Source organism: Kineosporia sp. NBRC 101677 (assembly GCF_030269265.1).
GTDB lineage: Bacteria > Actinomycetota > Actinomycetes > Actinomycetales > Kineosporiaceae > Kineosporia > Kineosporia rhizophila.
Genome location: NZ_BSTA01000013.1, coordinates 100,910 through 118,312, shown reverse-complemented (window position 1 = coordinate 118,312; position 17,403 = coordinate 100,910). Strand labels below are relative to the sequence as shown.

Genomic DNA, 17,403 nt, shown 5'->3' with positions numbered 1-17,403 from the left:
CGGTCGCCAAGGCCGCTCCAGCCTGCCCAAAGTGCGGCCAGCCGCAGACCGCCGCTTCGAACGCTCTCTCCGGGAACCGGGAACGAGGGCCAACGATGATTCACCCCTACGTCTCGTTCGCGGTCATCGGTCTGTTTCTCTTAATCATCGTGATCGCCGTCCTGAGTCAGTAGCGCGGCATCCTGCTTAGTGGACGGGGACGCAGCATTCGGCCGTGCCTCGACCCTGCCCCTCAGAGCGTCGGCAACTCGGCGGCGAGCCTGCTCCTCCTCGCCGTCGATGCACTTGGCATAAACCTTCAGTAACACATGCAAGCTGTGGCCTGCCCATTCGGCTACCTGGGTCGGGGGTACTCCAGCGTTGAGCCAGAGGCTCACACAGGCGTGCCTGAGTTGGTACGGCACCCGGGCCAACGGTGAAGATTGCTGAGCCTCTGTCAGGACCTTCTCGCGCGCCTGACGCCAAATCCGGGTGTAAGTGGTGGTTGAGACCGGCCGCCCTGGACTGTGTCCAGTCCGGGTGATGAACAATCGGCCGGCCTGCGGCACCTTGTAGGTCGTGATGTGCTCGTCCAGCAGGGCCACCAGTTCTGGCGGCGCAGGCACGCGGCGGGCGGTCTGCTTGCCGCGGTGCTTGAGCGTCCGATCCTCGTAGTAGTCCTTGCCATCGTTCCAAGCAGCATTCATGCCGACCGTAGATCCGGTGAGGTTTGGTCAACCCCAACCTGTTTCGTCGTTGGGTCGGATGTAGTTCTCCGGCCTGAGATGCAGGGCTTCTTCAGGCCGAAGCGCCGAGTAGTACATCACGGCGTAGAACGCTTTGAGATGGGGTGCCATCTCTCCTGCCGCGTCGATGAGCATGGCCGCTGCGGCCGGGCCGACAACGGTTCGCGTGTCGATCGCGCCGTCTGACTTGGGCGCCTTCCAGGAAATACGATCGAACGGGTGTGCGGTGAGAAGGTTAAACTCGACCGCGTACTTCATTGCCCCATAGAAGATTCCGCGGCGCCGGTTGATCGTGTTTGCGGCCACCGCACCCGTACCCTCGAGCTTGACGGCAGCCTGGTCCAGAGCCTTCCGAACCAAGGCGCCATCCGACAAAGCGGTGACGTGCACCGTATTCTCGTTCGCCCCACCTAATGATTCGCGCAATGTCGTCCGGCATAGCTTGGGATTCTCGACGACCTTTATTGAAAGCCCATCCATAGAGGGCGGACCGCAGTTCCTTCGGAGAAGGGCGTCCTCGATCGGTGGTCACCAGAGCAGGTGTGAGAGAGGCCAGTGCATCGGCAATGCTGGCACAGTGTTTCGCCGCCGCGTGCGGCCATTTCATGTCCGCGAAGTCCATGGCGTGGGCTAGCCAGGAGCGGCTGTTTAAAAGCGTCGACAAGGATCCCCCCCCCCCCCGGACTAGAATCGTCTACCACAAGTACAGCCAGGGGGAGTGGATGCCTAACCTTTAGGCACCAGCGAGCGAGAATTAAACACAACGGATGACCCTCCGTGACGACACATTGAGCGGAAGCGCAAAAAACGTCATTAGATCATAAAGCGAACCGGAGACTTCTGGCCGATATCTTGTCGCGACTATTCTCGCTGAGTAATTCAAGCAGTCCGCAGTGGCCGCTGTGCAGTTGCAGAACACGGCTCGGGAGCCCTGCAGCGGCAATCGCCTACACTTGGGCTGAGTGACAACGCTCCGGGACGGCGGCGACTACTCAGGACTGTCCTGGACTCGCCCTCACGGCAAAACTTGCTTCTGACCTGCTTGTTCGCCTTGGGAATTGCCTTGCGAACAGGGGTTTTTCGGCATCCCGCACTTTGGAAGCATCGAGCAGAACAATCACGGAACCATTCGCCGGCCGAGCTACGCCCGATGGGTTTGAGTTCCGGGTCCCGGAGACCAGGGCTAGGGCACGGCCCGTCCCTGGATCCAACGAACGTGCCGGTCAGGCCGTTCTGAATGGCCCTCCTTCAACGGCTGAGCCGGAGACTCTCTTAACAATTCTGCCTCGGCGCTGATCTGAGAAACTACTTAACATTGCGTGGACTATCACAGTTCTAACCCTTTCGAGTACAGCAGCCGACGTTGCTTGGGCCACTTACCCAATATCGAATCGCGTGCGCTTAACAGATGCAGCGTCCAACCGACAGCCTAATGTCGCGCTTCCGGGGGGTGCTCTTCGTCACTTGACGGCTGGAAGCCCAAGTTAATAGGTTCAAAGGGCACAACCGACACAAGGAGACGCAGTGCGAAAAAGATCCTTTGGTATCGCCCTCGGCGCGGCTGTAATGAGCGTGGGCCTGCTGGCCCAGCCCGCTCTGGCTGACGTCGGACTTCCTTACACCTTCAAGATCGATTTCATTTCCGGTGCTGATAATGGCGTTAAGACGCCAAACTTCTCCAGCAATGCAAGCGGAAAGATTTGCGTCAGGCCTGATCTTTTCCAGTCGCGTCCGGCGTTCGAGGAGGGCGGGGGTGACTTTAGGTATAAAATTCAGCTTTGGCAAAACAAGACCGGCAGTGACTCCCGAGTCGGCACATTCAACTTCACGGTTGGTTCAGCGGGGAAACAGTGCTACACCGGCGTCCCCAAGAATAAAAAGGTGTACCTCCACATAACAAAGACCGTGCACGTGCAAAATCAGTTGCTCGCGGGAGACGGCAAGGTCACCTATACGTGACAGGCTAGTGTTTCGCCATGAGACCCACGCTAGCGGACGCTCCCACCTTCATGGCCATTGGACTCGTCGGCTTCGTGCTGATCATGAGGGCTATCCGGCGGGTCTGGTTGCAGGGTAACGACCTCCTTGCACGACGACTCTGCGCAGGCCTGTTGGTGGCTTGGTTGCTGGGAGTGTTTTTTCTCACGCTGCCTGGTATTGAGGTAGTGGGAGCGACCCGCAGGTTCAATGTCATCCCATTCGGTGGAGGATATCGCACCTATACGGAAACCGTCGGAAACTTCCTGATGTTCATCCCCGGAGGGGCAGTGCTTTCGCTGGGGTGGGGGTGGCTGATGAACTGGCGGATTGCGGTTGCCATGGGTGCGGTTCTCTCGCTCGCCATCGAGGTTTACCAATGTCTTGCAATGTCCGGTCGCGCGGCTGACATCACCGATGTCATCCTAAATAGCGCCGGTGTAGCGCTTGGATATCTCCTGTGCGCAGCTTGGGTGAGGCGTTGGTCTGGCGAAGAATACTCGCACAGCCAAGGGGAGAGTGAGGACTTCGGTTCGTCCTCTCGCGGTAAGCGCGCCAACTAGGCTGAACGAAAGCGCGCGTAGCGTCGGCTACGCGCGCTTTCGCATTTTGGCAGTGAGGCGATACGCCGGCCAATGAGACCACTGGAGCGTCAGCGTAAACAGATATCTATGAAGCTCCGTCCCTCAGGCGGAGCGAACAGTCCGGCTAGCCACCTCGTACCAATGAATTGAGCGCGACTAAGTAACGACGACGCAGCACATTTCTGGGCCATCTACGGGCTAATAGCCCGGGACACGCGGGGGGCAGGTGAGGCCGCTCGCGGCCACTCGTCCGAGCAGGTGGCTGCTGGTCAATCCGAGCGGGCGACAGTTCCCAAGCTGACAGTCCGCGTAACGCTGCTCCGGGGCAGGGCCGAGGCAGGACTGCTGCTCACGAAGGTGATTGCCCTGGTCAAGAGCGAATAAACGGTCCTCTTGAAAACCACTGAGGTGTCAAAGCCTCCGGGGGTTCGAATCCCTCGCTCTCCGCCTGGTGAGCAGTGCGAACGGCCTGGGACCAGCACCGCTGGTCACGGGCCGTTCGTCATTGCGGCCTGGCTTGCAGCAGCAAGTTGTTCGTGGGTTCAGAGGCCCTATTGAGAGACCCGGGCGGCCCAGACGACCGGGGCTGAGGCGGTGAACTTCACGGTCCAGCTCTGGGCCTTGCCCACGTTGATCTCGTTCAGCGACGGGGTGATCGAAGCTGCGTCGCAGGGGATCGTGATGTCGACGGCAGGCTGTGCGGATACCTGGACCTGCCCCTTGCCCAGGCAGTTGACCGCCACCCAGACCGCGCCTGCCTGCACTTCGATCGGCCACGTCTGCGCGGAACTGCCTGCACCCGAAGCTTGCAGAAGCGTCTGCGTGTCCGGCTCCCTCGCTGGCAGTTCGACCGGTTCAGCGCGTGCCGAAGGCGAAGGGCTGCTCGAGGTCTGCGGTGTGGCAGGGCCGGCCGAGGCGTCGAGCACCTGGCCGGAGGTGGCGTGGGTGCATCCGCTCGAAAGAAGCACGACGCTGCTGACGACCGCGACCCGGATACGCATAAGGGGGTAAGTGTGGCAGGCCTCCCTGTCGCCGACGGCGAGGGCTCAGGCGGCGGCCATGGACACCGAGTGCAGCCCCACGGCGTTGGAGGACAGGGACGGGCGTGGGGCCAGCTCGGTCTGGGCGAGGGCGGTGAAGCCGATGGTGCGGGGCTGGGTGGCCAGCTCGGCCAGGCGCTCGGTCTCCAGCTCGAAGCGGACCTCGGACAGCAGGTCCATCATGTCCAGCCCGAGGGCCTCGCAGATCGAGGCCAGCAGCTCGGACGAGGCCTCCTTGCGGCCGCGCTCCACCTCGGAGAGGTAGGGCACCGAGACCCGGGCGGTCTCGGCCACGTCTTTCAGGGTGCGTCCCTGGCCGAGGCGGATCCGGCGCAGAACGGTCCCGATCAGGCCTCGCAGCAGCATGGCAACCCCTCCCTCGGCGAATGTCCCCAAGCCTACGGCGCACCACCGTCAGGATCGGGCCGCGGGCAACCCGAAAGCAGCAGCTCTGCTCACAGCAGATCGGACCGCAGCCACCCCGGGAAGCCGGCGGAAACTCGTCCTCAATCGAAAATCGTCTGCCCGCAGCAGATCTCCGCACAGGCGAATCGCTGGAACCGGGCCCGGTGCGCGGCCGAGGGTTGAGGCATGACCGAAACCCTGCACGTGCCCGGTTCCGACCAGGTCCTCACCCGGCTGCTCGGCGAGCGCATCCTGCTGCTCGGCTCCGAGGTGCGCGACGACAACGCCAACCAGCTCTGCTCGGCCCTGCTGCTGCTCGCGGCGCAGGATCCGGACAAGGACATCTCGCTCTACATCAACTCGCCCGGCGGATCCGTCGACGCCGGCATGGCCATCTACGACACCATGCAGTACATCAGCTGCGACGTCTCCACCGTGGTGATGGGCATGGCCGCCTCGATGGGGCAGTTCCTGCTCACCGCGGGAGCCAAGGGCAAGCGGTTCGCCCTGCCCCGGGCCCGGGTCATGATGCACCAGCCGCACGGCGGCATCGGGGGCTCGGAGACCGACATCCGGATCCAGGCCGAGCAGATGCTGCGGATGAAGCAGCAACTGGCCCGGCTCACCGCCGAGCACTCCGGCCAGCCGCTCGAGAGGATCGAGGCGGACGCCGACCGGGACCGCTGGTTCACCGCCACCGAGGCCGCCGAGTACGGCCTCGTCGATGCGGTGCTGACCCGCCCGCCGGCCCCGCTCGGCGTGGTTCCGGCCTGAGGCAGGCACCGGCCAGCGCCGGGGGCGCAAATAGTCCCCGGTGGCCCGGTGCGTCGGTGACCTGCCTCACTTACTATCGGCGGCATGTCCTCGCTGAAGCGGATCGGAGCGCTGGCGGCCGTTCAGGAGCATTTCCTGGCCGCTCCCGGCACGCCGCTGCCGGACGACATCGTCCGCCCGGTGGTGGCCGAGAGCTGGAAGCGTTCGCTGGCGCTCGGCGTGGACCCGCAGGCCGAGGCCGCCCCGCTGGACATGAGCGAGGGGCAGCTGGCCGACTACCGGGCCAACCATCCGCTGGCCGCGATGATGCCGCTGATCCGCCGGCTGCTCACCGAGGACGCGGACGAGGCCGGGCACATCGTGGCGGTGGGCGACGCGCTCGGCCGGCTGCTCTGGGTGGAGGGGCACCACCGGCTGCGCAGCCGGGCCGAGCAGATGCAGTTCGTCGAGGGCTCGCTGTGGAGCGAGCGGGCCACCGGCACCAACGCCCCCGGCACCGCGCTCGCCCTGGGCAAGGCGGTCCAGATCAGCGCGGGCGAGCACTTCGGCCTGGGGGCGCGCACCTGGAGCTGTGTGGCGGCCCCGGTGCACCACCCGCTGACCGGTGACCTGCTCGGCGTCATCGACCTGACCGGCGGGCCGGACGTGGCCGGGCCGCGCACCCTGGCCCTGGTGCGGGCCTGCGCGGCCGCGGTGGAGTCCGGCCTGCAGCTGCAGAGCTGGCCCAGCAAGCAGTTCGGGGCCCCGAGCCCGATGCCGGCACCGCGCACGCCTCCGGGCGCCCGGTTGCGGCTGCTCGGCGCCGAGGCGGGCAGCCTGGAGCTGGAAGGCCGCACGGTCAGCCTGTCGCGGCGGCACACCGAGCTGGTCTGGCTGCTGGCCAGCGCCCCGAACGGGCTCTCGGCCCAGGCCCTGGACGTGGCCCTGCACGACGAGGGCGAGCACCTGATCACCGTGCGGGCCGAGATCAACCGGCTGCGCCGGGTTCTCGGTCCCACCCTGCTCTCCTCCCGGCCGTACCGGCTGAACCTGCCGGTGCGCACCGACGTCTCCCAGGTGCGCCGCCACCTCGCCGAGGGGCGGCTGCTGCAGGCGATGGACCAGTTCACCGGGAGCCCGCTACCGGGCTCCGACGCCCCCGGAATCCGTTCCCTCACCGACGAGTTCGTCTGCGAGGTTCGCGAGGCGGTGCTCGGCTCGGGCGATGTGGCGGTGCTCGAACGCTGGGTCGGCCTGGCCGAGGGCAGTGAGGATGCGGCGGCCTGGCAGGCCCTGGTCGAGGCCCTGCCCGACGGCTCGCCCCGGCAGGCCCTGGCCCGCGCCCGTCTGGCCCGCCTAGGGCACTGATATGCCCGCAAGTACGCCGAACGGTCGGTGACAACGTCGGGCCGCAACGTAGCTGCAACCTTCACCGTCCTAGCGTCGGGTCAGCTCCGGTCCACCGTCGGGCCGGAGGGAGTCGGAGGTTTTCCATGGCTGTCTTCCCAGCGCCCGGCCAGCCGGGCAGCCCCACCACTTTCGCCTCTCGTTACGACCACTGGATCGGTGGCCGCCGGGTCGCCCCGGTCAAGGGTCAGTACTTCGAAAACCCCAGCCCGGTCACCGGCAAGCCGTTCTGCGAGGTCGCCCGGGGCACCGCCGAGGACATCGAGCTCGCCCTCGACGCCGCCCACGCCGCCGCGCCTGCCTGGGGAAAGACCTCCCCGGCGGAGCGCGCCGTGATCCTGAACAAGATCGCCGACCGGATGGAGCAGAACCTCGAGTCGCTCGCCGTCGCCGAGTCCTGGGACAACGGCAAGCCGGTGCGCGAGTCGCTGGCCGCCGACCTGCCCCTGGCGATCGACCACTTCCGCTACTTCGCCGGTGCGATCCGGGCCCAGGAGGGCTCGATCAGCCAGCTCGACGACGACACCGTGGCCTACCACTTCCACGAGCCGCTGGGCGTGGTCGGCCAGATCATCCCCTGGAACTTCCCGCTGCTGATGGGCGTGTGGAAGCTCGCCCCGGCGCTGGCCGCCGGCAACGCCGTGGTGCTCAAGCCGGCCGAGCAGACCCCGGCCTCGATCATGCACTGGATCGACCTGGTCGGTGACCTGCTGCCGGACGGTGTGGTCAACATCGTCAACGGCTTCGGCGTGGAGGCCGGCAAGCCGCTGGCGAGCAGCCCGCGGATCAGCAAGATCGCCTTCACCGGGGAGACCACCACCGGCCGGCTGATCATGCAGTACGCCAGCCAGAACATCATCCCGGTGACGCTGGAGCTGGGCGGCAAGAGCCCGAACATCTTCTTCGAGGACGTGGCCGCCCAGAAGGACGCCTTCTACGACAAGGCGCTCGAGGGCTTCACCATGTTCGCCCTGAACAACGGCGAGGTCTGCACCTGCCCCTCGCGCGGGCTGATCCAGTCGTCGATCTACGACTCGTTCCTGTCCGACGCGGTGGCCCGTACCGAGGCGATCGTGGCCGGCAACCCGCTGGACACCGACACCATGATCGGCGCCCAGGCCAGCAACGACCAGCTCGAGAAGATCCTGTCCTACTTCGACATCGGCAAGGCCGAGGGCGCGCGTCTGGTCACCGGCGGCGAGCGCGCCGACCTGGGCGGCGACCTGGCCGAGGGCTACTACGTGAAGCCGACGATCTTCGAGGGCGACAACGCGATGCGGATCTTCCAGGAGGAGATCTTCGGCCCGGTGGTCTCGGTGACCCGGTTCGACAGCCAGGACGAGGCGATGAAGATCGCCAACGACACGCTGTACGGCCTCGGCGCCGGGGTCTGGTCGCGGGACATCAACACCGCCTACCGGTTCGGCCGGGGCATCCAGGCCGGCCGGGTGTGGACGAACAACTACCACGCCTACCCGGCGGCGGCGGCGTTCGGTGGCTACAAGGGCTCGGGCATCGGCCGGGAGAACCACAAGATGATGCTCGACCACTACCAGCAGACCAAGAACATGCTGGTCAGCTATTCGCCGAACAAGCTCGGATTCTTCTGATCCGACCCCTGACGCGCACTCCCGGCTGGGCGGGGGTGCTGGGCGTGGCCCTTCTCCAGGTCACGTCCGACGCGGGAAAGGACCGCCGGCCATCCCGTTCGGTAACGAGCACGGGCAGATGGGATGGCCGGTGGCCCCTTCCTCGGTGAGACTCAGTGAAGGAGGTGGTCGAGGATGCCCGAGAACGCCGAGAACACAGTCGTGGCGGCCGAACTGGCCGACGTGGTGAAGGACGACCCCTACACCCGGGTGGCCTTCACCCCGGCCGCGGTCGAGATGCTGCGCACACTGCGCGAGCAGCACGGCCCGCTGATGTTCCACCAGTCCGGCGGCTGCTGCGACGGCAGTTCGCCGATGTGTTACCCCTTGGGCGACTTCCTGACCGGAGACGCCGACGTACTGCTGGCCGAGTTGCCCCTCGACCAGGAGCGGGTGCCGGTGTGGATGTCCCGCAACCAGTTCGAGTACTGGAAGCACACCCACCTGACGATCGACGTGGTTCCCGGCCGGGGAGCGGGCTTTTCACTCGAGGCCCCGCACGGGGTGCGGTTCCTGATCCGTTCGCGGTTGCTGACCGACGAGGAGCAGAGCGCCCTGAACTGAACCGACACCACCGAATTGGGGACGTCCGTGGGCCTGGTGCCCACGGACGTCCCCCATTTGGTCTGGTCGGGTTCTGGTCAGAACCTGCGGACGAGGGTGGGCCCAATCGTCCGGGGAGTCCCGATCCGCTCCGGTAACGGTTCGGGCGCGCTCACGACCTGCACAGACTCTCCCGATCTGACCTGCGGGAACAGTGCTGTCGACTGGGCATGATGGCGAGCGGGCGGGACGGTCCGCGCGAAGTTCGCCGGGCCGAGTCAAGGGGAGGATGTGAGGGCGGGGTGGACGAGCGCGACAAGGTGAGCCGGCTGAGGGAGACCCACTCCAGAAAGCCCGGCGAAGTGCACCTGCAGCACCAGGACCGGCTCGAGCTCATCCCCCGGCAGCATCCTGTCTCCCGAGTCCGGGTCGGCATCGTGGACGACCACCGGCTGATGCTCGACGGGCTGAGCACCTGGCTGACCACCCGGGCCGACGACCTGGACGTGGTCATCGCGGTCACTGAGTTCCGGGAGCTGGTGCGGCACAGCGAGTTCCCACCGGACGTGGTGCTGCTCGACATCGACCTGGGCGACGACGTCCCGGCGGGTGCGAAGATCGTTGAGCTGTCGGCCGCCGGGGTGGCGGTGGTGGTGGTCAGCACGTTCTCCGACCCCCGCCGGGTGCGCGAGTGCGTCTCGGCCGGTGCTCTGGGCTACGTGCCGAAGAGCGAGAATGCCGACGAAATGGCCCAGGCCGTAAGGGCCGCAGCCCGTGGCGAGGGGCACGTGACGCCGGCGCTGGCGGCGATGCTGGTGGCCGACGAGCACGGCGAGCCAGGGCCCGCCCTGAGCCCGCAGGAACGCCGGGCCCTGGTGCTCTACGCCTCCGGGCTGCCCCTGAAAACCGTTGCCCGGCAGCTGGACATCTCGGTAGAGACGGCCAAGACGTATCTCACCCGGGTTCGGGAGAAGTACGCGCACGCCGGCCGCGAGGCGCGCACCAAGATCGCCCTGCACCGGCGCGCGGTCGAGGACGGGCTGCTGCACGAGGCCCAGAGCAGGCACGACGACTGACCAGCGGTCCCCCGAAATCGGGGCATGCCCACTCGGGGGTAGGCCCCTAGCGTGATGAGTGGCCGGGACGCCGCGGGGGGTGTCCGGCGAGGCGAGGACCGGGCCCTGCGGATCCGGCTCGATCTCATCGCCTCGGCGCCGGGCGGCGCCGCGAAGGATGTCGCGCCCGCCCGGCGTCTTCTTCCGATGTTCCGATCAGCTGATCCGCGACCAGAACTCGGCCTCCACCCCGATGCTCTCCAGCCAGGCGGCCTCGCCGATCTTCACCAGGTCGGCCCCCCGCAGCACGAGCGCGTCGATGATGCCCACGCCCTCGGCCACGTCGAGGGCGTCCAGCACCCGGGGCACGTCCTCGGGGGCCACGGTCAGGCCGTAGGCGTACTCCGAGACCTCTTCGCCGAACAGTTCCTGCGCGTTCAGGTCCTCGCCGGTGATGGTCAGCTCGCCGTCGTCGAGGGCCGCCCACACGGTCAGGCCGTTGCCCGACCAGAGCCGGACCCCGCGGTCGTCCTCCTCGTCCATGCTGGTCACTCTAGGGCGTGAGCGGGAATGCCCCTGGCAGGGCAGGATGTACGGATGCGAATGGTTGCGTGCGACCTGGACGGAACGATCGTGCGCACGGACGGCCGGATCTCACCGCGCACCCTGGCCGCGCTGACCGCCTGCGAGCGGCTGGGCATCCACGTCGTGTTCGTCACCGGCCGGCCGCCGCGCTGGATGAACCCGATCGTGGAGATGACCGGTCACCAAGGGCTGGCCCTGTGCGGCAACGGCGCGGTGGTGCTGAATCTGGCCACCGGCGACGTGGTGAGCAGCCGGGCGCTGTCCGCCGCCGCGGTGCTGGCGGTCACCGAGCGGCTGCGGGAGCGCATCCCCGGCGCCGCCTTCGCGCTGGAGACGCTGGACGGCTACCGGCGGGAGGCCGACTACATGCCGGTGCACACCGCCGACCCGGAGGCCCTGACCGGCCCGGTCCCGAAACTGCTGCACGATGCCCCGACGGTGGTGAAGGTGCTGTGCAAGCAGTCCGCCGACCACTACGGCGAGCTGAGCTCGGACGAGTTGCTGGTGCTGGCCCGGGAGGCGCTGGGAGATCTGGCCGAGGCCGTCCACTCCGACCCGAACGGCCACATGCTGGAGATCTCGGCCTCGGGCGTGACCAAGGCAACGGCCCTGGCCTGGCTGGCCGGCGAGCTCGGGGTGGAGGCCGGCGACGTGATCGCGTTCGGCGACATGCCCAACGACATCCCCATGCTGACCTGGGCCGGAACCGGCTATGCGATGTCCGGCGGGCACCCCGACGCGATTGCGGCGGCGAGTCGTCAGGCTCCGCCCTGTGACCAGGACGGGGTCGCTCAGGTGATCGAGGCCCTGCTCAGTGAACGCGGACCCAGGGTCGGAAGGTAGATTCCGCTCATGGCGGCGGAGCGACGGCTGAGTGTGGACTGGCCGGCCTGCAAGGGGCACGGGCTGTGCGCCGAGCTCGTTCCCGAGCTGATCACGCTGGACGAGTGGGGTTATCCGATCCTGGCCGACCGGGCGGTCACCCGGGGCGTGCAGGCGCATGCCCAGCGCGCGGTCGCCTCCTGCCCGACGCTCGCCCTGCTGCTGGTCGAGAAGACGATCAAGAACGCGCCGTCGGGCAACGGCGCCGACGATCCGATCACCGGCGCGATCAAGGCGGTCACCGGGTCTCATCCGGTCCAGCGCCGGACTCCCCCCGTCACCCCGGTCACGTCGCCGGTGATTCCGGTCGCCTCGCCGCCGGTTCCGGTCGCGGCCCAGCCAGCAGCCCAGGCAGGCGAGGCAGCACCGCGTCGGCCTGCGGCCGCCGACTCCCCCCGGCGGCGGGCCCGGGCCGCAGCGGCTGCTTCGGAATCCCCTCGCCGTTCGGCCGCGGCCGCCGCTGCTGAGCCGCCGCGTCAGGCGCAACCCCGTCGTCGCCCGGTTCCCGCCGACGATCCGATCACCGGCGCGATCCAGGCCGTCACCGGGCCCAACGCCACCCAGCGCCGTACCCCGCCGACCGGGATGGCCCGCCACGCCACCCCGGCCTACGGCCAGCCCGCCCTGGTGCCCGAGGCCGAGCCGTACGAGCCGGGAGACAGCTTCTTCGAGGGCTACGAGCCGCGCCGGCCCTACGCCCCCGACCAGCCCCGCACCCGGCGTGAGGCCCGGGCCCGGCGCAAGTAGCTAGCTGAGCGCAGCCCGGTCGAGGTCGTCGAACTGGCGGCGCAGCTGGTGGTACCAGGCCCGGCGGCGCGGGTTCTCCCCGTCGACCGGAGGCAGGCCCAGAGCGATCACCGGGTCGGTCACCGCGTAGGTCGCGCGGTAGGCGAGCAGGCTGGTGGCCACGTCCATCCAGGCCCGGGTGTCCTGCGCGGCCGGCATCGGGCCGAGCACCGAGGTGAACCAGCTCGGCAGCAGCGCCCCGCCGCCCACCGCGTCCGCCACCCGCGCTCGCAGGCGCACCTGCAGCGCGGCCCAGGCCCGCTCCCCCTCGGCGATCACGTCGGCCACCGCCACCTGGTTCTCCTCGTCGGCAGCGAGCAGCTCGGCGGCCTCCAGGGCCGGCGCGGCCAGCCCGCGCAGGCGCTTACGGGTCTCGTCGAGCCCGCTCACCGCCAGCTCGAACTCCTCCACCGCGGCGGAGTGACGCGGATCGTCACGATGGGTGTCGGCGAGCACCTCGCTGGCGCCGATCGCGGCTTCCCGATGATGCGAGTGCTGGCGCACCGCCGCCGCGTGGGCCGACACCGCCGCCTCCAGCGACGAACGGTTGGCCGCCTGCAGCAGACCGGCCTTGGCCAGGTGCCCTTCCTCGGCCACCTGCGCCAGTTCCAGCTCGCGGCGGTCCAGGGCGTCCAGCTCGGCCTCGGGGACGTCGGACTGCAGCCGGATGTTGCGCTCCAGCCACTCCACCCGGGCGTTCAGCCGCTTCACCAGCGCGGCCAGGTCCTGGGCGGTGAGCTCGGCCTCCTCGGAACGTCTTTCGACCAGGTGCAGGGCGTTGCGCACGTCGGCCAGCGAGGAGTTCAGGGTGTCGAAGCGGTCGGGCAGGTCGGCGATCGCCCCGCCCAGGTCCTCGACGTCGTTGCGCAGCTGCAGGACGGCGTGGTGCAGCTCGGTGTCCGGGGCCGGGCGCGGTCTGATCAGTGCCATGAGTCGCGCACCCTTCTCGGCAGCGCCGCGATCCGCAGCGGGGTCTGCTGCACGTGCCAGATCCCCGCGCCGATCGCCACCACGCCCAGCAGCAGCACCGTGGCCGGCAGGCCCGAGGCCGCGCAGATCGCCGTGACCAGTGCGCCGAACGCCACCACGACCGAGCCCGGCCGCAGCGACTCGTGCCGGTCTCCGGGTGGGTGCACCGGCAGCCGCAGCAGCAGGTAGGCCGCGCCGCCGCAGATCAGGGCGGGCAGCGCCCACCACCGGGGCAGCCAGCCGGCCAGGGCCGCGAGCAGCACCGATCCAGCCACTGCGGCGGTCAGCACTCCGGACCAGCGCACGATGAGCAGGCTCAGCCGGCGCGGTTGCGCGTCCATCAGCATCGGCAGCCGGCGTTCGTAGTTGATCAGTTCGCGGGTTGCGGCGATGACCGCGTCGGTGGCCTCCTGCAATGAAGGACGTTCGCGGCGGGCTGGGTGGCGCGGCTCGTCGAGGTCGGTGGACAGGCTCAGATCACCCAGCAGTTTCGGGCCGGGTTCGTCGGTCTCACCCCACTCGGCCCGCTCCCCCCAGGCGCTCCGCCCGGCCCGGTCGTTCCGGTCGATCCGGTCCGCCCGCTCGGTCCGGTCGATCTGGTCGCCGCCCCAGTCGTCCTCGTTCTGGTCGTCGTCCAACTCGTCGCGCTCGGGTTCGTCGCTGTCGTCCAGGTCGAGCACGTCGCCGTCCTCGTCCCAGCCCGGCCGTGCGTCCCTCAGGTCGATGCCGTCGGTGAGGTCGATCTCGCGGACCTCGGACCCGGCTTCCAGATCACTGTCCGGATCGAGGCTTTCGCGCCCGGCAGCCTGGCCGGGCACACCCCGGGCAACCGCCCGCAACTCAGCCAGGCGCTCGTGGATGCGCGCCTGCAGAATCGCGACCTGTTCCTCCGGGTCAACCCCCATGACACCGACGGTAACCACAGCGCGGGGCAAAGTCAGCCAGCGACGACCACGGCGTACCGGCCGATTCCCAGAAGCCGGCCACCGTCGACGAACGTGTCCTTCAGCAGCAGGCTGGTCACCCGGCCGTCGGCCGGGTCGAACTCCACGTCCCGGATCTTGCCCAGGGGGTGCCCGTGCTCGGTGAGCACCGGCCGCTTGAGCACGTCGAGCTTGCGGCCCGAGCGCTCCTTCAGCTCCTGGGGCGGCTCGGCGACCTTGTCGGTCGAGGCCACCGTGATCGCGTCCGGGCCGAGACCGGCCAGCGCGCTCCAGAGCAGCACGTCGCCCGGGCCCTTGCTCTTCTTCACCCGGAACCCGACCACCCGCTGGGTGGCCGGATCGATGATCGGGGCCTCCACCCGTCCCACCGTGGTGGCGGTCGAGGTGTCCATCACCGGGTTGCCGGAGATGTCGCTGAACCTGATCACTGCGGTGCCTCCCCGGCGCTGCGGCCCAGGCGGGCGCGGAACTCCTCGACCGCGGCGCCGAAGCCGGCCAGGTCGTCACGGATGAAGTCGAGAGCGGACTCGGGCAGGATCAGCGCCTCGCCGGAGACCGAGAGCGTGTCGGGCAGCGGCACGAACTGCCGCCGGGGGGCCGACTTGTCGGTCGGCTCGATCTCGTAACCGACCGCGTCGGTGCTCTTCTCGTGCACCGAAAGGATCACGTCGGTGACCACGCCGAGGTTACGGCCGCCCTCGGTGAGCACGATCGAGCCGATCACCACACCGCCGGCGCCCTCCAGCTCACCGTCGAAGGCGTGCCGGTCGGCCAGGCTCTCGGCGCTGCGGATCATCACCGCGGCCGGGCCCAGGCCGTGCACGTTCGCCCAGGGCAGCGTCTGCTTCAGCGGCCCGGCGAAGATGCCCCGGCCGTTCAGGGTGAAACCGGCCAGCTCCCCGGAGCCGGAGGAGTAGATCACGTCCTTGATCTGCGCGACGTCCTCGCCGGCGAGGGTGACCACCGGCCGCTTGAGAAGCTCGGCGGCCCGCAGCAGGACGCTCACGACCGGCCTCCCGGAACCCCGCCGGGCGGAACGTTGCCGCCACGCGAGCGCTGCGCCACCACGCTGCCTCTACGCCGCCGGGCCTGGATGCCGTAGACCACCGCAGTCAACAGGATCAGCACCCCCACGACCAGTACGACCCACTGCCACAGATCCACGGCGAACTCCCCTCTGACCGGCGCAAAGGCGCGCCCTGACCATCGTGGCGCGTTCCGATCTTCGCGGCATCCCGAGGACGGCGGATCAGCTCTGGATGCCGCCGTCGGAGAAGAGGTGCTGGCCGTTGATCCAGCCGCCGTCCGGCGACAGCAGGAAAGAGACCAGCGCGGCCGTGTCCTTCGGGCTCCCAAGGCGGCCCAAAGGCGTCTTCAGTCGGAGCTCTTCGCGCAACTCGGTGTCCATCCAGCCGGTGTCGACCGGGCCGGGATTGATCACGTTCGCGGTCACCCTCAGGTGGGCGAGCTCCCGGGCGGCGGCCAGCACGATCCGGTCCAGGGCACCCTTGCTCGCCCCATAGGGCAGGTTGAAGGTGGTGTGGTCGCTGGTCAGGGCCACGATCCGGGCGGGGTCGACGGCCCGGTCGCCGGGCTCGGCCAGCCGGCGGGCGAACTCGCGCACCAGCAGCCAGGTGGCCCGGGCGTTCACCGCGAAGTGCCGGTCGAAGCTCTCCACCGTGGTGCTCAGCAGATCCGAGTCCACCGACTCGGCGTGGCTCATCACCAGGGCGCTCACCGGCCCGAGCTGTTCGTTCACGGCGTCGAAGACGGTCTCGGGCGTACGGACGTCGGTGAGGTCGGCGTTCACCGCAACCGTTCTCGCTCCGGTCGCCTTCAGGCGAGAACCCAGCTCGGCGACGTCCTCGGGTTGCTCGCCCCAGGGCATCCGCGAGTCGTAGGGCGTCCAGTGCGTGGTCGCGACGTCCCAGCCGTCCTGAGCCAGCCTGGTCGCGATGCCGGCCGCGATCCCCACGAGCCTTCCGGCGCCGGTGACCAGGACGACGGGCCGGTTCCCGGCCGCGCTCGTCCCTGCACCAGCGTTGTCTGTCGTCCCCATCCGGCGATCATGCCGAGCCGGGCCGGGGACCGGAAGTGATTTACCGCCCCAGCAGACCTTCCAGCACCTCGGCCAGGCCGTCCTCCGCCACCGGGCCGGTGACCAGGTCGGCGTGCACCTTCACGTCCTCGGTGGCGTTGCCCATCGCGACCGACCGGCCGGCCCAGCCGAACATCTCGATGTCGTTGCGGCCGTCGCCGACCGCCAGCGTGGCCCCCGCGTCCACGGCCAGGCGGCCCCGGATCACCTCGAGCGCGCTGGCCTTGCTGATCCCCTCCGGGGCCAGGTCGAGCCAGGCCGTCCAGCCGACCGAGTAGTTGACCCCGTGCATGCCCAGCGACCGGGTCAGCGCCATGAAGTCGTCCGAGGTGTGATCGGGGCTGCGCACCACCACCCGGCAGGCCTGCTCGACGATGAGTTCCTCGAAGGTGTCCACCACCCGCACGTGCGGGCCCTCCAGTTCGCCGGCCGGGAAGGGCGCGGTGAGCAGGAAGTTGCCTGCCCCGGTCTCCAGCGCGTAGAGCGCGGTGGGCAGGTGCTCGCGCAGCACGGTGAGCACGTCGGCCGGGTCGAACGTGACCGTCTCGGCCACCTCGTAGCCCTTCGGGGCCAGCGGGTCCAGGCGCAGGGTGACCGAGCCGTTGCTGCACACCGCCCAGCCGCTGACCAGGCCGAGCCGGTCCAGCACGGGCAGCGTCTCGTTCAGCGAGCGGCCGGTGGCGATCACCACGTGCACGCCGAGGTCGGCCACCGACCGCACCGCCTCGCGCACCCGGTCGGTCAGCCGCTGGTCGTGGTCGAGGATCGTGCCGTCGATGTCCAGGGCGACGAGTTTGGGGGCCCAGTGGTCGGCGGCGGGGTCGGTACGGGGACGGTTCTCGATCACGTGGTCTGTCATTCGCCGAGTTTAATCGGCCGGAGGTTACGGAACGGGGTCGTTTGATGACGACGAAGGCCAAGTCGAGGTGACAGGGCCTGCGGATCTCAAACCGCAAGTCTCGTCACCCCGCGTCTGGGAGGGCCGGGCCCCGAACCCGGGC

The 17,403-nt window shown here is 68.6% G+C and carries 21 protein-coding genes; 9 read left to right on the top strand and 12 right to left on the bottom strand.

Annotated elements, in window-relative coordinates; translation table 11 throughout:
• Positions 1-140: 140 nt before the first annotated feature.
• Together QSK18_RS30325 and QSK18_RS30320 are read right to left on the bottom strand one after the other, a co-directional pair.
• Positions 141-686: a tyrosine-type recombinase/integrase gene (locus QSK18_RS30325; protein ID WP_232811582.1), complete on the bottom strand. Its 546-nt coding sequence runs from the start codon at positions 684-686 to the stop codon at positions 141-143.
• A 27-nt stretch (positions 687-713) separates the two neighbouring features.
• Positions 714-1,115: a hypothetical protein gene (locus tag QSK18_RS30320; RefSeq protein WP_285626259.1), complete on the bottom strand. Its 402-nt coding sequence runs from the start codon at positions 1,113-1,115 to the stop codon at positions 714-716.
• Positions 1,116-2,249: 1,134 nt separating this feature from the next.
• Between QSK18_RS30320 and QSK18_RS30315 the strand changes: the two genes are divergently transcribed.
• Both QSK18_RS30315 and QSK18_RS30310 read left to right on the top strand, forming a co-directional pair.
• Positions 2,250-2,684, top strand: a complete 435-nt coding sequence (locus QSK18_RS30315; protein WP_232811580.1) for a hypothetical protein — start codon at positions 2,250-2,252, stop codon at positions 2,682-2,684.
• Between the two features lie 50 nt (positions 2,685-2,734).
• Positions 2,735-3,265: a VanZ family protein gene (locus QSK18_RS30310; protein ID WP_232811579.1), complete on the top strand. Its 531-nt coding sequence runs from the start codon at positions 2,735-2,737 to the stop codon at positions 3,263-3,265.
• A 572-nt stretch (positions 3,266-3,837) separates the two neighbouring features.
• Here the strand turns inward: QSK18_RS30310 and QSK18_RS30305 are convergent.
• Entirely contained in the window at positions 3,838-4,212 is a 375-nt protein-coding gene (locus tag QSK18_RS30305; RefSeq protein WP_232811578.1) for a hypothetical protein, read from the bottom strand.
• 120 nt (positions 4,213-4,332) lie between these two features.
• Complete coding sequence (locus QSK18_RS36325) at positions 4,333-4,692, bottom strand: helix-turn-helix domain-containing protein (RefSeq protein WP_232811577.1); 360 nt, start codon at positions 4,690-4,692, stop codon at positions 4,333-4,335.
• Between the two features lie 225 nt (positions 4,693-4,917).
• Between QSK18_RS36325 and QSK18_RS30295 the strand changes: the two genes are divergently transcribed.
• The 5 genes from QSK18_RS30295 to QSK18_RS30275 all read left to right on the top strand — a co-directional run bounded on the left by QSK18_RS30295 (position 4,918) and on the right by QSK18_RS30275 (position 10,159).
• On the top strand, positions 4,918-5,505 hold the full coding sequence (locus QSK18_RS30295) for an ATP-dependent Clp protease proteolytic subunit (RefSeq protein ID WP_285626253.1): 588 nt from the start codon (positions 4,918-4,920) through the stop codon (positions 5,503-5,505).
• A gap of 84 nt (positions 5,506-5,589) precedes the next feature.
• Positions 5,590-6,852, top strand: a complete 1,263-nt coding sequence (locus tag QSK18_RS30290; protein ID WP_232811575.1) for a helix-turn-helix domain-containing protein — start codon at positions 5,590-5,592, stop codon at positions 6,850-6,852.
• Between the two features lie 125 nt (positions 6,853-6,977).
• Positions 6,978-8,501, top strand: coding sequence for an aldehyde dehydrogenase (gene adh, locus QSK18_RS30285; RefSeq protein WP_269810236.1), 1,524 nt, complete (start codon positions 6,978-6,980; stop codon positions 8,499-8,501).
• Between the two features lie 276 nt (positions 8,502-8,777).
• Entirely contained in the window at positions 8,778-9,104 is a 327-nt protein-coding gene (locus tag QSK18_RS30280) for a DUF779 domain-containing protein (protein WP_352396689.1), read from the top strand.
• Positions 9,105-9,385: 281 nt separating this feature from the next.
• The gene (locus tag QSK18_RS30275; protein WP_232811573.1) at positions 9,386-10,159 is read left to right on the top strand and encodes a response regulator transcription factor; all 774 of its coding nucleotides are present in this window, start codon (positions 9,386-9,388) and stop codon (positions 10,157-10,159) included.
• Positions 10,160-10,354: 195 nt separating this feature from the next.
• Here QSK18_RS30275 and QSK18_RS30270 read toward each other — a convergent pair whose 3' ends face one another.
• Complete coding sequence (locus QSK18_RS30270) at positions 10,355-10,681, bottom strand: hypothetical protein (protein ID WP_232811572.1); 327 nt, start codon at positions 10,679-10,681, stop codon at positions 10,355-10,357.
• A 54-nt stretch (positions 10,682-10,735) separates the two neighbouring features.
• Here QSK18_RS30270 and QSK18_RS30265 point away from each other — a divergent pair, with 54 nt between their 5' ends.
• Positions 10,736-11,566, top strand: coding sequence for an HAD family hydrolase (locus QSK18_RS30265; RefSeq protein ID WP_232811571.1), 831 nt, complete (start codon positions 10,736-10,738; stop codon positions 11,564-11,566).
• A gap of 9 nt (positions 11,567-11,575) precedes the next feature.
• Entirely contained in the window at positions 11,576-12,352 is a 777-nt protein-coding gene (locus tag QSK18_RS30260) for a ferredoxin (protein ID WP_232811570.1), read from the top strand.
• Here QSK18_RS30260 and QSK18_RS30255 read toward each other — a convergent pair whose 3' ends face one another.
• The 7 genes from QSK18_RS30255 to QSK18_RS30225 all read right to left on the bottom strand — a co-directional run bounded on the left by QSK18_RS30255 (position 12,353) and on the right by QSK18_RS30225 (position 17,261).
• Positions 12,353-13,321 (bottom strand): hypothetical protein, encoded by a 969-nt coding sequence (locus QSK18_RS30255; RefSeq protein ID WP_285626233.1) that lies wholly within the window; start codon positions 13,319-13,321, stop codon positions 12,353-12,355.
• The gene (locus tag QSK18_RS30250) at positions 13,312-14,265 is read right to left on the bottom strand and encodes a sulfite exporter TauE/SafE family protein (RefSeq protein ID WP_232811568.1); all 954 of its coding nucleotides are present in this window, start codon (positions 14,263-14,265) and stop codon (positions 13,312-13,314) included. The genes QSK18_RS30255 and QSK18_RS30250 overlap by 10 nt, the downstream gene beginning before the upstream one ends.
• A gap of 32 nt (positions 14,266-14,297) precedes the next feature.
• Positions 14,298-14,732, bottom strand: coding sequence for a PRC-barrel domain-containing protein (locus QSK18_RS30245; RefSeq protein WP_285626228.1), 435 nt, complete (start codon positions 14,730-14,732; stop codon positions 14,298-14,300).
• Positions 14,729-15,310: a PRC-barrel domain-containing protein gene (locus tag QSK18_RS30240; protein WP_232811566.1), complete on the bottom strand. Its 582-nt coding sequence runs from the start codon at positions 15,308-15,310 to the stop codon at positions 14,729-14,731. The genes QSK18_RS30245 and QSK18_RS30240 overlap by 4 nt, the downstream gene beginning before the upstream one ends.
• Positions 15,307-15,468 (bottom strand): hypothetical protein, encoded by a 162-nt coding sequence (locus tag QSK18_RS30235; protein WP_285626223.1) that lies wholly within the window; start codon positions 15,466-15,468, stop codon positions 15,307-15,309. The genes QSK18_RS30240 and QSK18_RS30235 overlap by 4 nt, the downstream gene beginning before the upstream one ends.
• Before the next feature lie 85 nt (positions 15,469-15,553).
• Complete coding sequence (locus QSK18_RS30230; RefSeq protein ID WP_232811564.1) at positions 15,554-16,363, bottom strand: SDR family oxidoreductase; 810 nt, start codon at positions 16,361-16,363, stop codon at positions 15,554-15,556.
• 40 nt (positions 16,364-16,403) lie between these two features.
• Entirely contained in the window at positions 16,404-17,261 is an 858-nt protein-coding gene (locus QSK18_RS30225; protein ID WP_232811563.1) for an HAD family hydrolase, read from the bottom strand.
• Positions 17,262-17,403 lie beyond the last annotated feature (142 nt).

Bases quoted from the DNA above. Each gene is read 5' to 3' on its own strand.
- adh (WP_269810236.1), top strand. From the start codon at position 6,978: ATGGCTGTCTTCCCAGCGCCCGGCCAGCCGGGCAGCCCCACCACTTTC.
- QSK18_RS30270 (WP_232811572.1), bottom strand. From the start codon at position 10,681: ATGGACGAGGAGGACGACCGCGGGGTCCGGCTCTGGTCGGGCAACGGC.
- QSK18_RS36325 (WP_232811577.1), bottom strand. From the start codon at position 4,692: ATGCTGCTGCGAGGCCTGATCGGGACCGTTCTGCGCCGGATCCGCCTC.
- QSK18_RS30280 (WP_352396689.1), top strand. From the start codon at position 8,778: ATGCTGCGCACACTGCGCGAGCAGCACGGCCCGCTGATGTTCCACCAG.
- QSK18_RS30260 (WP_232811570.1), top strand. From the start codon at position 11,576: ATGGCGGCGGAGCGACGGCTGAGTGTGGACTGGCCGGCCTGCAAGGGG.
- QSK18_RS30290 (WP_232811575.1), top strand. From the start codon at position 5,590: ATGTCCTCGCTGAAGCGGATCGGAGCGCTGGCGGCCGTTCAGGAGCAT.
- QSK18_RS30310 (WP_232811579.1), top strand. From the start codon at position 2,735: ATGGCCATTGGACTCGTCGGCTTCGTGCTGATCATGAGGGCTATCCGG.
- QSK18_RS30295 (WP_285626253.1), top strand. From the start codon at position 4,918: ATGACCGAAACCCTGCACGTGCCCGGTTCCGACCAGGTCCTCACCCGG.
- QSK18_RS30265 (WP_232811571.1), top strand. From the start codon at position 10,736: ATGCGAATGGTTGCGTGCGACCTGGACGGAACGATCGTGCGCACGGAC.
- QSK18_RS30325 (WP_232811582.1), bottom strand. From the start codon at position 686: ATGAATGCTGCTTGGAACGATGGCAAGGACTACTACGAGGATCGGACG.
- QSK18_RS30250 (WP_232811568.1), bottom strand. From the start codon at position 14,265: ATGGGGGTTGACCCGGAGGAACAGGTCGCGATTCTGCAGGCGCGCATC.
- QSK18_RS30225 (WP_232811563.1), bottom strand. From the start codon at position 17,261: ATGACAGACCACGTGATCGAGAACCGTCCCCGTACCGACCCCGCCGCC.
- QSK18_RS30255 (WP_285626233.1), bottom strand. From the start codon at position 13,321: ATGGCACTGATCAGACCGCGCCCGGCCCCGGACACCGAGCTGCACCAC.
- QSK18_RS30230 (WP_232811564.1), bottom strand. From the start codon at position 16,363: ATGGGGACGACAGACAACGCTGGTGCAGGGACGAGCGCGGCCGGGAAC.